Annotated in this window: 10 protein-coding genes and 1 pseudogene; 9 read left to right on the top strand and 2 right to left on the bottom strand. The window is 77.4% G+C overall.

Annotation, left to right across the window (positions count from 1 at the left end):
* Positions 1-28: 28 nt before the first annotated feature.
* Positions 29-742 carry a biliverdin-producing heme oxygenase gene (locus AB6N23_RS06130; RefSeq protein WP_412865208.1) on the bottom strand — a complete coding sequence of 238 codons (714 nt, stop codon included), beginning with the start codon at positions 740-742 and terminating at the stop codon, positions 29-31.
* Positions 743-800: 58 nt separating this feature from the next.
* Positions 801-1,523: a DUF8817 family protein gene (locus AB6N23_RS06125; protein ID WP_412865207.1), complete on the bottom strand. Its 723-nt coding sequence runs from the start codon at positions 1,521-1,523 to the stop codon at positions 801-803.
* A gap of 151 nt (positions 1,524-1,674) precedes the next feature.
* Here AB6N23_RS06125 and AB6N23_RS06120 point away from each other — a divergent pair, with 151 nt between their 5' ends.
* The 9 genes and pseudogenes from AB6N23_RS06120 to AB6N23_RS06080 form a co-directional block, all read left to right on the top strand.
* Positions 1,675-2,994, top strand: a complete 1,320-nt coding sequence (locus AB6N23_RS06120) for a homoserine dehydrogenase (RefSeq protein WP_412865206.1) — start codon at positions 1,675-1,677, stop codon at positions 2,992-2,994.
* Between the two features lie 104 nt (positions 2,995-3,098).
* Positions 3,099-4,190, top strand: a complete 1,092-nt coding sequence (gene thrC / locus AB6N23_RS06115; RefSeq protein WP_412865205.1) for a threonine synthase — start codon at positions 3,099-3,101, stop codon at positions 4,188-4,190.
* Positions 4,191-4,193: 3 nt separating this feature from the next.
* On the top strand, positions 4,194-5,189 hold the full coding sequence (thrB, locus tag AB6N23_RS06110; RefSeq protein ID WP_412865204.1) for a homoserine kinase: 996 nt from the start codon (positions 4,194-4,196) through the stop codon (positions 5,187-5,189).
* Between the two features lie 377 nt (positions 5,190-5,566).
* Positions 5,567-7,693: a transcription termination factor Rho gene (rho, locus tag AB6N23_RS06105; protein ID WP_489672000.1), complete on the top strand. Its 2,127-nt coding sequence runs from the start codon at positions 5,567-5,569 to the stop codon at positions 7,691-7,693.
* Positions 7,694-7,812: 119 nt separating this feature from the next.
* Positions 7,813-8,259 (top strand): type II toxin-antitoxin system PemK/MazF family toxin, encoded by a 447-nt coding sequence (locus AB6N23_RS06100; RefSeq protein ID WP_412865203.1) that lies wholly within the window; start codon positions 7,813-7,815, stop codon positions 8,257-8,259.
* 132 nt (positions 8,260-8,391) lie between these two features.
* The gene (gene rpmE, locus AB6N23_RS06095; protein ID WP_412865202.1) at positions 8,392-8,607 is read left to right on the top strand and encodes a 50S ribosomal protein L31; all 216 of its coding nucleotides are present in this window, start codon (positions 8,392-8,394) and stop codon (positions 8,605-8,607) included.
* A 124-nt stretch (positions 8,608-8,731) separates the two neighbouring features.
* A complete protein-coding gene (gene prfA, locus AB6N23_RS06090) occupies positions 8,732-9,823 on the top strand; it encodes a peptide chain release factor 1 (protein ID WP_412865201.1) in 1,092 nt (363 codons plus the stop codon).
* The gene (gene prmC / locus AB6N23_RS06085) at positions 9,820-10,740 is read left to right on the top strand and encodes a peptide chain release factor N(5)-glutamine methyltransferase (protein ID WP_412865200.1); all 921 of its coding nucleotides are present in this window, start codon (positions 9,820-9,822) and stop codon (positions 10,738-10,740) included. Before prfA ends, prmC begins: the two co-directional genes overlap by 4 nt.
* Positions 10,737-11,429 (top strand): annotated as a pseudogene (locus AB6N23_RS06080) (L-threonylcarbamoyladenylate synthase); the annotation flags it as partial. The gene prmC and the pseudogene AB6N23_RS06080, both read left to right, overlap by 4 nt.
* Positions 11,430-12,300 lie beyond the last annotated feature (871 nt).

Genomic DNA, 12,300 nt, shown 5'->3' with positions numbered 1-12,300 from the left:
GCGCGCAGCGCCGACCGACGCGCCGCGCTCAGCGGACGTGCACCGCGCCGAGGTCGGCGAACACCGCCTGGTTGAGCCGGAAGGCGACGCGTGCCTCCTCGACGACGGCGGCGCGCTCGTCCGCCGTCAGGGGGAGGGCGTCGAGGCGCTCGCGGTAGACGTCCTTGAACGGCTTGAGCCGGTGGATCTGCGGGAAGTCGTAGAACGTGACGCCGGGACCGGTGAACCCGAGGTGCCGCTGGAGCATGCGCTGCAGCACCTGCCCGCCCGACAGGTCGCCGAGGTAGCGCGTGTAGCCGTGCGCCGCGTAGGCGGGCAGCGCCCCGGCGACCTCCTCGAGGCGCGCGACGTACGCGGCCGTCGCGGGCAGCGTCCGTACGCGGTCGCGCCAGCCGGCGCCGTACAGGTGCCCGAGGTCGTCCTCGATGGCGGGCACGCGCCGCAGCTCGTCGAAGACGAGGCCGGCGTCGACGCCGGCCGCGCGCAGGCGGTCACCGGCGGCCTCGAGCGCCGTGTAGACCGCGAGCTGCTGCGCGGCCAGGTCGGCGTAGGCCGCGACGTCGAGCCGGCCGCCGACGAGGTGCTCGACGAACGCCGACCGCTCGGCGGTCTCGTGCTCGGCGCGCGTCCCCGCGCGCAGCGCGGCGGAGAGGGGGACGTCGGCGGACGGCGCGGCGGGGGCGGCGGTGGTGGTGCCCGTGGCGGGGGTGCCCGCGGTCACGGGACGGCGATCTGACGTCACGTCAGGACCTTAGGCGAGACGTCGACCGGGGTGCGCCACCCGCCCGTGCGACCACGCGTCACGCCGGGCCGACGACCTCGCGCCCGTGCGCCAGGTCGTCCGCCACCGCCGCGCGCTGCGCCGCGTCGAGGGGGACCGCCGTCGCCGCGTCCAGCGCCGCCCGCGCCGCGTCCGGGTCGCCCGTGCGGACGAGCAGCTCCGCGCGGTACAGGAGCACCCGCACGCGGTCCTCCGGCGCGCCGTCGGGGTGCCGCGCGAGCGCCCGGTCGAGCACGGCCAGGGCCGTCGCGTCGTCACCGCGCGCGTCGCCCTGCCGCGCCGCCACCTCGAGCGCACGCGCCAGGCCCGTCGTCCGTGCGGCGCCGTCACCCTCCTCGGTCTCCCCGTCCGCCACGTCCGCGGCGCCGTAGAAGCGCAGCCAGTTGCCGCCCGTGTCGACGACCGTGAACCCCGTCGTCGTGCCCTGCTTGCGCCGCGGCCGCAGCAGGCGCGGCACGCCCGCGGACGGCAGCCGTCCGTAGCGCTCGCGCAGGCCGGCGGCGAAGGACGCGTAGAGCGCGCCCGCGTCCGGCACGACCACGATCGCGCTGCCCAGGGACGCCGCCGGGTCGTAGCCGTCGACGCCGCTCAGGTGGATCGCCATGTCGTCGCGCTGCACGACGCCGGACGCGTACGGGCGCAGCTGCCGGTACGTCGTGCGGAAGCCGAGGGCGGCGTAGAAGTCGAGCGCCTCGTCGAGGTCGGGGAAGGTCAGCACGGGGTACAGGCGCTCGCCGGTCACCGCGCCAGCCTGCTCCGGGCGGCGTGCCCGCGTCGAGGGGGGCCGCCCGCGCGGACACCCGGACGGCGCCGGCCGGGGCACCCCTATCCTGGGGCCGCCCGGCCGGCCCCGCTGGCCGGGCCCTCCGCCCGCACCACGAGAGGCAGCAGACGTGCCGCACCCGTCGTCCGCCCACCCGCCCCTGCGCGTCGCCGTCCTCGGCTGCGGCGTCGTCGGCACGGAGGTCGTGCGGCGCCTGGTGACGGAGGCCGACGACCTGGCCGCCCGCGCCGGCGCGCCCCTCGAGCTCGTCGGCGTCGCAGTGCGCGACGTCGACGCGCCGCGCGACCCGGTCGTCGACCGCGCGCTGCTCACGGCCGACGCCACGTCGCTCGTCGAGAAGGCCGACGTCGTCGTCGAGCTGATGGGCGGCGTCGAGCCGGCCCGCACGCTGCTGCTGCACGCCGTCGAGCACGGCGCGTCGGTCGTGACGGCGAACAAGGCGCTGCTCGCGCAGGACGGCCCCACCCTGTACGCGGCCGCCGACGCCGCCGGCGTGGACCTGTACTTCGAGGCCGCCGTCGCGGGCGCCATCCCGATCGTCCGCCCGGTGCGCGAGTCGCTCGCGGGCGACACGGTGCGCCGCGTCCTCGGCATCGTCAACGGCACGACCAACTACGTCCTGGACCGGATGGCCACCGAGGGGCTCGACCTCGACGCCGCGGTCGCCGAGGCGCAGCAGCTCGGCTACGCCGAGGCGGACCCCACGGCCGACGTCGAGGGCTACGACGCCGCGGCGAAGGCGGCGATCCTCGCGTCGCTCGCGTTCCACACGCGCGTCGGCATGGACGACGTCGACCGCACCGGCATCACCGGGGTGACCGCCGACGACGTCGCCTGGGCCGCCCGCACCGGCCACGTCGTCAAGCTGCTCGCGGTGGCGGAGCGCGCGGCGGACGGCAGCGGCGTGCTCGTGCGCGTGCACCCCGCCCTCGTCCCGTCGGACCACCCGCTCGGCAACGTGCGCGGCGCGTTCAACGCCGTCTTCGTCGAGGCGGAGGCCGCCGGCGAGCTCATGTTCTACGGCCGCGGCGCCGGGGGAGCGCCCACGTCGTCCGCCGTGCTCGGCGACCTCGTCTCCGTCGCGCGGCACCGCGTGCTCGGCGGCAAGGGTCCCGTGGAGTCGTCGTACGCGGGCCTGCCCGTGCTCGACGCGGGCGACGCGCGCACCCGCAGCCAGCTGCGGCTCGAGGTCGCCGACCGGCCGGGCGTCCTCGCGCGCGTGGCCGCGGAGCTGGCCGAGCACGACGTGTCGATCGAGGCGGTCCGGCAGACGCCGCCCGTCGACCCGTCGGCCGCCGACGACGTCCGGCTCGCGACGCTCGTCATCACCACGCACACGGCGCCGGAGCGCGCGCTGCGCGCCACGGTCGAGGCGGTCGCCGCCCTCGACGTCGTGCGCCGCGTCGTCTCCGTGCTGCCGGTGCTCTGACGGGACCGCCGCACCGACCCGCCCGCCGGCCCGACCCGCACCAGCCAGCACCCCTGCTCGACCGCCCCGACAGCGACCGGGGCCCGCACCGAACCGAGGAACCCATGGCCCACCAGTGGCGCGGCGTCATCGCCGAGTACGCCGACCGCCTGCCCGCGCACGTCCAGGAGCGCGTCGTCACGCTGGGCGAGGGCGGCACGCCGCTCGTGCCGGCGCCCGTGCTGTCGCAGCGGACGGGCGCCGAGGTGTTCCTCAAGGTCGAGGGCATGAACCCGACCGGCTCGTTCAAGGACCGCGGCATGACGACGGCGATGTCGGCCGCCGCGGGGCGCGGCGCGAAGGCCGTCGTGTGCGCGTCGACGGGCAACACGTCGGCGTCCGCCGCCGCCTACGCCACCCGCGCCGGGATGCTGTGCGCGGTGCTCGTCCCGGACGGCAAGATCGCGATGGGCAAGCTGTCGCAGGCCATCGCGCACGGGGCACGCCTGCTCCAGGTCGACGGCAACTTCGACGACTGCCTGGTCGCGGCCCGCAAGCTCGCCGAGGCGTACCCCGTCGAGCTCGTGAACTCGGTCAACCCGGACCGCATCGAGGGGCAGAAGACGGCGGCGTTCGAGGTCGTCGACGCCCTCGGCGACGCGCCCGACGTGCACGTCCTGCCCGTCGGCAACGCCGGCAACATCACCGCGTACTGGAAGGGCTACCGCGAGTACGCGGGCCTCGACGCCGGCACCGCCCTGGCCGCCGTCGCGACGCGCACGCCCGTCATGTGGGGCTTCCAGGCCGCCGGCGCCGCGCCGATCGTCGCGGGCCACCCGATCGACCAGCCCGAGACGATCGCCACCGCGATCCGCATCGGCAACCCCGCGTCGTGGCAGCAGGCGGAGGAGGCCCGCGACGTGTCCGGCGGCGTGATCGCGGCCGTCACCGACGAGCAGATCCTCGCGGCGCACCGCGTGCTGTCCGCCGAGGCGGGCGTGTTCGTGGAGCCGGCGTCGGCGGCCGGCGTGGCGGGCCTGCTCGCCCGGGCCGAGGCGGGGGAGGTCCCCGCCGGCGCCCGGATCATCGTCACCGTCACCGGGCACGGGCTGAAGGACCCGCAGTGGGCGCTGCGGACCGCCGACGGCGGCGAGGTCGTCCCGGTGCGCGTGTCCGCGGACGTCGTCTCGATCGCCGACGCGCTCGGCCTGGGCTGACCCGTGCGTCTGCGCGCGGCGCACGTGCGGGTCCGCGTCCCCGCCACGTCCGCCAACCTCGGCCCGGGCTTCGACGCGCTGGGCATGGCCCTCGGCCTGCACGACGACCTCGGCGTGCGCGCGCTCGGCTCGTCCGAGGTGCGCGTCGAGGTCGAGGGCGAGGGTGCCGGCGAGGTCCCGGACGACGAGCGGCACCTGGTGGTCCGCGCGCTGCGGGCCGCGCTCGACCACGTGGGCGCGCCGCAGACCGGCCTGCACCTGGTGTGCCGCAACCGCATCCCCCACGGGCGGGGGCTCGGCTCGTCGGCCGCCGCGGTCGTGGCGGGCCTGCTCGCGGCGCGGGGCCTCGTCGGCGACCCGGAGGTGCTCGGCGACGACGACGTGCTCGCGCTGGCCACCGAGCTGGAGGGGCACCCCGACAACGCGGCCCCCGCGCTGCTCGGCGGCTGCACGCTCGCGTGGTCGGCCGACGACGGCGGCGCCGTGCGCGCCGTCCGGCTGCCCGTGCACGCCGACGTGGCGCCCGTGGCGATCGTGCCGCCGCAGCACCTGTCGACCCACGCGGCCCGAGGCGTGCTGCCCGCGCAGGTCCCCCACGCCGACGCGGCCTGGCAGGCAGGACGAGCGGGCCTGCTCGTCGAGGCGCTCGGCCGGCGGCCCGACCTCCTGCTCGACGCGACGGGTGACCGCCTGCACCAGGGCTACCGCCGCTCGGTGATGCCCGAGTCGCTGGCGCTCGTGGACGCCCTGCGGGCGCGCGGCGTCGCGGCGGTCGTGTCCGGCGCGGGGCCGACGGTGCTCGCGCTAGCGCGGCGCGTGGGCGCCCCCGTCGAGGCGTCCGGGAGCACGGCGACGGGGGAGGGCGTCGGTGCCGACGTCCACGCGACCGACGCCGACGCGGCGGTCGCCGACGCGTTCGGCGGCGTGAGGGCGGGCTGGCGCGTGCTGCGGCTGCCGGTCGACCCGGAGGGCGCCACCGTGCGCGCGCTGCTCGACTGAGCCGCCGTGCACCGGGCCGACGCCCGTGGCGAGGCGCCACGACGCCGGGTGCCCCGGTGGTAGCATCGGGCCGTTCCCCGGACCTCGTCCTCCGGCCCCCTGTGGATCGACCTGCGGATCGACTGCGGAACCCGGACTCCCGGAACCCCGACCTCACCGACCGGCCGCCTCCGCGGCCCCGGACGGTCGCCGGACGTCACCCGTGATCCCGCCGGACGGTCGCACGAGTCGACGACGAGGGGAACGTCCCGCCCCGCGTGAGGCAGACGCCGTCGTACGCGGCGCGCGTGGCAGAACCGCGCCCGGTCCCACCGGCCGGACGCAGACCCCCGCCCGGGAGGACCGGGAGGGGCCCCGCCGAGGGGGAAGGATCCTTCGTGACAGACACCATCGACGCCGCCGCGACCACGGCCGGCGGCTCGGGCACCGGCAGCATCTCCGCGATGCGCCTGCCGGAGCTCCAGGCGCTCGCCTCGCAGCTCGGCGTCAAGGGCACGAGCAAGATGCGCAAGGGCGACCTCGTGCAGGCCATCTCCGCCGCGCGGTCGGGTGACCGCCCCGCGGAGCGCCCGCAGGCCCTCGAGACGCGCGCGAGCACGCGCCGCGCCGGGGCGGTCGTCGAGGCGCCGGAGGTCACCGGCGGCGACGCCGCGGGTGACGCCGACGAGCGTGCGCCCCGCCGGACCCGGGCGCCGCGCGCCGAGCGTGCGCCGCGGGCCGAGGCCCGGGCGGACGAGGCCGTCGCCGACGAGTCCCGTGCCGAGCAGTCCCGTGCCGAGCAGTTCCGTGCCGAGCAGCCCCGTCCTGAGCAGTCCCGTGCGGAGCAGCCGTCCACCGACGCGCCGCGGGCCGAGCGCGCCCCGCGCGGCGAGCGTGCGCGCGACGAGCACCGGACCGAGCGGCCGGCGCGCGACGCGCTCGCCGGGCTCGAGGCCGCGCTCGACGCGCGCCTGACGCCCGGTGACGAGCGGGACGACCGTGCGGCCCGTGCCGCCGACGCCGTGGGCGTCGTGACCGGCGAGCGCCGTTCGCGCCGCGCGGGCCGGACCGCGGGTGCGCCCGTCGAGGTCGCACCCCGCGAGGAGCAGGGCGAGCGTGCGGCGGACCGCGCGTCGCAGGGCCGCGAGGGCCAGGGGGCGCAGGCCGACCGCGCCGGCCGGGACGACCGCCAGCCGCGCGACGACCGCCAGCCCCGCGACGACCGTCAGCCGCGTGACGACCGGCAGCAGCGCGACGACCGCCAGGACGACGACGAGCGCGGCGGCCGCCGCCGGCGCTCGCGCGACCGCTACCGCGACCGGGACCGCAAGCGCGGCCGCGGCCGCGGTGCCGGCGAGCTGCCCGGCGTCGACGACATCGAGCTCGACGAGGACGATGTCCTGCTGCCCGTCGCGGGCGTCCTCGACGTCCTCGACTCGTACGCCTTCGTGCGCACCTCCGGCTACCTGCCGGGCCCGGGCGACGTGTACGTCTCCCTCAACCAGGTGAAGAAGCACGGCCTGCGCCGCGGCGACGCGATCGTCGGTGCCGTGCGCCAGCCGCGCGAGGGCGACCCGCAGCCGCAGGGCAACCGGCCGAGCAAGTTCAACGCGCTCGTGCGCCTCGACTCGGTCAACGGCGTCGACCCGGAGCTGGCCCGCCAGCGCCCGGAGTTCACCAAGCTCACGCCGCGCGTCATCGACATCGTCGCCCCGATCGGCAAGGGTCAGCGCGGCCTCATCGTCGCGCCGCCCAAGGCCGGCAAGACGATCGTCATGCAGCAGATCGCGAACGCGATCACCGCGAACAACCCCGAGGTCCACCTCATGGTCGTGCTCGTCGACGAGCGCCCCGAGGAGGTCACGGACATGGAGCGGACGGTCAAGGGCGAGGTCATCGCCTCGACGTTCGACCGTCCCGCCTCGGACCACACGGTGGTCGCCGAGCTCGCGATCGAGCGCGCCAAGCGCCTGGTCGAGCTCGGCCAGGACGTCGTCGTGCTGCTCGACTCGCTGACCCGCCTGTCGCGTGCCTACAACCTCGCGGCGCCCGCGTCGGGCCGCATCCTCTCCGGTGGTGTGGACGCCTCGGCGCTCTACCCGCCGAAGCGGTTCTTCGGCGCGGCGCGGAACATCGAGAACGGCGGCTCGTTGACGATCCTCGCCTCGGCCCTGGTCGAGACGGGCTCGAAGATGGACGAGGTCATCTTCGAGGAGTTCAAGGGCACCGGCAACATGGAGCTGCGCCTGTCGCGCGGCCTCGCCGACAAGCGCATCTTCCCCGCGGTGGACGTCAACGCGTCCGGCACGCGCCGCGAGGAGGTGCTCATGAGCAGCGACGAGCTGAAGATCATCTACAAGCTCCGTCGCGTGCTCGGCGCGCTCGACCAGCAGCAGGCCATCGAGCTCCTGCTCGGCAAGCTGCGCGAGACGAAGTCGAACGTCGAGTTCCTCCTGCAGGTGCAGAAGACGACGCCGGGCCACAACGGCCACGGCCTCGAGGAGGGCGTCGGCAAGGTCGTCTGACGCCCCGCCGCTCGTCGTCGACGGCCCCGCACCCGCCCCGGGTGCGGGGCCGTTGCGCCGACCGGGTGGTGCCGGCGGGACGTGCCGGCACCCGCGCGGCGGACGCCTAGGGTCGGCCCGTGCACGCCCTGCCCCCGTCCTCCGCCCCCACGACGTCCTGGCTCGGGGACCTGACGCTCGTGCCGGCGCCCGTGGTGGCGGCCGCGCTCGTCCTCGTGCTCCTCGTCGTCGTCGCCGTCGCGCGCCGGCGCCCGCACCCCCGGCCCGGCGAGGTGTGGTTCGCCTGGGTCCCGTTCGACGACGCCCCGGGCGGGAAGGACCGACCCGTGCTCGTGCTGCGGCGCGCCGGCCGGCGCGTCGAGGTGGCGCGCTTCACGTCCCGGGACAAGGGGCGGCGCGCGGACCACGTCCGCGTCGCCGGCAGGGTCCCGGGGCTGTCCCGGGACAGCTGGCTCGACCTGCGGCCGCGCACGCTGCCGCGACGGGCGTTCCGCCGGCGTGCGGGCGACGCGGGGGACGCCCTGGTGTCGTGGTACGAGGACGCCCGCGCGACCGCGACGCCCTGACCCCGTCCCGCCGGCACACCCGGGAAGTTTCCGGGGCGCCGCTGCGTTCTGGCACAATGGTCCGCTGGTCTGCGGTTCACCGGCGCGAACGGCGCGTCCGGACCCGGAGACATCCCTCGCAAGGAGAACATCGTGAAGTCTGGCATCCACCCGGAGTACGTGACGACCGAGGTCACCTGCACCTGCGGCAACACGTTCACCACGAAGTCGACCGTCACCGACGGCAAGATCCACGCCGACGTCTGCAGCGCCTGCCACCCGTTCTACACGGGCAAGCAGAAGATCCTCGACACCGGTGGCCGCGTGGCCCGCTTCGAGGCCCGCTACGGCAAGAAGTCCGGCAAGTAGCTCTTCCGCCCAGCGCCGGTGCGCGGCGCGGACGACGGCCCTCCATGGTCGTGTCCGCCGCCCGCGCACCGGCGCTGCGTCGTTCCGGCACCCCGCACCGACCTCAGCAGGAGACCCGCCACCCGTGACCCCCGACGGCACCCCGCCGGCCCTCGCCCCGCTGCTCGCGGAGCACGCGGACATCGAGACGCAGCTCGCCGACCCGTCGGTGCACGCCGACGCCGGCCGGGCGCGCCGGCTCGGGCGCCGGTACGCCGAGCTCGGGCCGGTCGTGCAGGCGTACCGGACGTGGCGCGCGGCGACCGACGACGCGGGTGCGGCGACCGAGCTGGCCGCCGAGGACCCGTCGTTCGCCGCCGAGCTGCCCGCCCTGCGCGCCGCCGCCGACGAGGCCGCCGAGCGCCTGCGGCGCGTGCTCGTCCCGCGCGACCCCGACGACGGCCGCGACGTGATCCTCGAGATCAAGGCGGGGGAGGGCGGCGAGGAGTCGGCCCTGTTCGCGGGCGACCTGCTGCGCATGTACACGCGGTACGCCGAGCGCCAGGGCTGGGCCGTGCAGGTGCTCGAGGCCACGGAGTCGGACCTCGGCGGCTACAAGGACGTGCAGGTGGCCGTGAAGGCCCGGTCCGCGGGCGCGCCCGAGGACGGCGTGTGGGCGCACCTGAAGTACGAGGGCGGCGTGCACCGCGTGCAGCGCGTCCCCGTGACGGAGTCGCAGGGCCGGATCCACACGTCCGCCGCCGGCGTCATGGTCTTCCCCGAGGCCGACGACGAGGGTGACGTCGCGATCGACGCGAACGACCTGCGCATCGACGTCTACCGGTCGTCCGGGCCGGGCGGGCAGTCGGTCAACACCACCGACTCGGCGGTGCGGATCACGCACCTGCCGTCGGGCATCGTCGTGTCGATGCAGAACGAGAAGTCGCAGCTGCAGAACCGCGAGCAGGCCATGCGCGTGCTGCGCGCCCGCCTGCTGGCGGCGCGCCAGGAGGAGGTGGCGGCCGCCGCGAGCGAGGCCCGCCGGTCGCAGGTGCGCACGGTCGACCGCTCCGAGCGGATCCGCACGTACAACTACCCCGAGAACCGCATCGCCGACCACCGCACCGGCTACAAGGCGTACAACCTCGACCAGGTGCTCGACGGTGACCTCGGCCCGGTCGTCGCGTCGGCCGTCGAGGCGGACGAGGCGGCACGGCTCGCGGCGGCGGGCGCGTGAGCGGGGACGCGCCGACGGCGCCCGTGACGCTGCGCGCGTACGTCGAGGGCGCGACGCGCGTGCTCGCCGAGGCGGGCGTCGGGTCGCCGCGGTACGACGCGACCGAGCTCGCGGCGCACGCGCTCGGCCTGCCGCGCGTCGACCTGGTGCTGCCGCCCGCCCTGCCCGACGGCTTCGCGACGACGTACGCCGGCCTGGTCGAGCGCCGGCGTGCGCGAGAGCCGCTGCAGCACATCACCGGGCGCACGGCCTTCCGGCACCTGACCCTGCGGGTCGAGCCGGGCGTGTTCGTGCCGCGGCCCGAGACCGAGACGGTCGCGCAGCCGGCGGTCGACGAGGCCCGGCGCCTGCTGGCGGCCGGGCGGACGCCCGTCGTCGTCGACCTGTGCACCGGCACGGGCGCCATCGCGCTGTCGGTGGCGACCGAGGTGCCGGGGGCGCGCGTCGTCGCGGTCGACCTCTCGCCCGAGGCCGTCGACCTGACGCGGCGCAACGCCGCCGCGGTCGGCGCCACGGACGTCCGCGTGGAGCACGCCGACGTGCGGGACCCGGACCTGCTGGCCGACCTCGCGGGCGCCGTCGACGTCGTGGTCTCCAACCCGCCCTACATCCCGCCGGACGCCGTCCCGACGGACCCCGAGGTCCGCGACCACGACCCGGACCTCGCGCTGTACGGCGGCGGCACCGACGGCCTCGACGTGCCGCGTGCCGTCGTCGCCGCGGCGGCGCGGCTGCTCGCCCCCGGCGGCCTGCTCGTCATGGAGCACGCCGAGGTCCAGGACGCGCCCGCGCGGGACGTCGCGAGCGCCACGGGGGCGTTCACGGACGTCGGCACGGCACCCGACCTGACGGGCCGGCCGCGCACGCTGGTGGCCCGGCGAGTCGCGGCGGCGGGCGTGGGAGACTCGCCCGCGTGAGCCTCATCCGGATCAAGGACGCCACCGACCCGGGCACGTGGGGGCCCTCGCTCGACGAGGCCGTGCACGCGGTCGGCCGCGGGCAGCTCGTGGTCCTGCCCACCGACACCGTCTACGGCATCGGTGCCGACGCGTTCGACCCCCGGGCCGTGCAGGCCCTGCTCGACGCGAAGGGACGCGGGCGGCAGATGCCCCCGCCGGTGCTGATCCCCGACGTCCGCACGCTCGACGGCCTCGCGACCGACGTGCCCGACGGCGTGCGCGCCCTCGCGGACGCCTTCTGGCCCGGCGGTCTGACGGTCATCGTCCGCGCGCAGCCGTCCCTCGCGTGGGACCTCGGCGAGACGCACGGCACCGTCGCCCTGCGGGTGCCGGACCACCGCGTGGCCCTCGCGCTGCTGCGCCGCACCGGCCCGCTCGCCGTGTCCAGCGCCAACCGCACGGGACGTCCCGCCGCCACCACGGCGCAGGAGGCGTACCGCCAGCTCGGCGCGCACGTCCCGGTGTTCCTCGACGGCGGCGAGGCGCCCGGCGGCGTCGCGTCGACCATCGTCGACGCGACGGGCGACGTCCTGCGGGTCGTGCGCCTGGGCGCGATCGACCTCGCGGCGCTGGCCGCGGTGGCACCGGTCATGGCCCCCGCGCCGCCGCCCGCCGTCGACGACGCGCCCGCGCCCGGCGCCGGCTCCGCGGCCGGCTCCGGCTCCGCGGCCGGCTCCGGCTCCGACGCCGCCTCCGCGGCGGCACCGAGGGCACCCGCGTCGTGGTGGCCGTGCGCGCCGTGGTGGTGGTGCGCGCCCGCGTCCGTCCCGGAGGTCCCTGCCGCCCCGGCCGTCCCCGACGCCTCGCTCGCCTCCGGGCCCACCGCCCCGGGGTCGGCCACCGTCACCGCGGCCACCACCGGCATGCCCGGGGGCCCACCCGGCGCCGCGGGGCGTGCGGGTGCGGCGGCAGCCGGTGCGACGGCGGGTGCGAGCGTCGTCAGCACGGGCTGGAGCGCGACGACCGCGAGCGCCACCGCGACCGCGGCGACGCCGGCGGCACGTCGGCCGCCGACCGCGCGGGCCGCCCCGACACCGACCGCGACGACGAGGGCGGCGAGTGCCGCGAGGACCGTGGCGGTCGGCAGCGCGCCGCCCGCGTGCGCGTGCGCGGCCACGGCAGCGGTGAGCGCGAGGACGGCCGCACCGCCCCCGCGGAGGAGGGGCCGACGACCGGAGGGGGGTCCGTCGGCGCGCGGGGGCGGCGCGTCCTCGTCGTCGAGCACCCGTCGACGGTGCGCCCGTCGCGTCGCGCGGTCCACACGCCGAATCGCTTAGGCGACGCGTCGGCGCGACGTCCTTCCCGTCGGGCCGGTGACGGGCGACGATGGGCGGACCCGCCGCCCGTCCCACCGCCCGGAGGACCGATGTCCGTCCGCACCTCCCCCTCGCCGCACGACGCGGCGACCTCGCACGGTCCCGGCTGCGGGTCGTGCCCCTCCCGCCGGGACGTCCTGGCCCGGGCGGGCGCCGCGGCGCTCGGCGCGGCGGCCGTCGGCGTCCTCGCGGCGTGCGGCGG

Origin of the sequence: Cellulomonas pasadenensis, from assembly GCF_047229365.1 — a bacterium.
GTDB lineage: Bacteria > Actinomycetota > Actinomycetes > Actinomycetales > Cellulomonadaceae > Cellulomonas.
Note: the sequence above shows the minus strand (reverse complement) of the source record. Positions and strands in the feature narration are given on the sequence as shown.

What these genes read in the sequence shown, in the direction of transcription:
- thrC (WP_412865205.1), top strand. Translation starts at nt 3,099, where the DNA reads ATGGCCCACCAGTGGCGCGGCGTCATCGCCGAGTACGCCGACCGCCTG.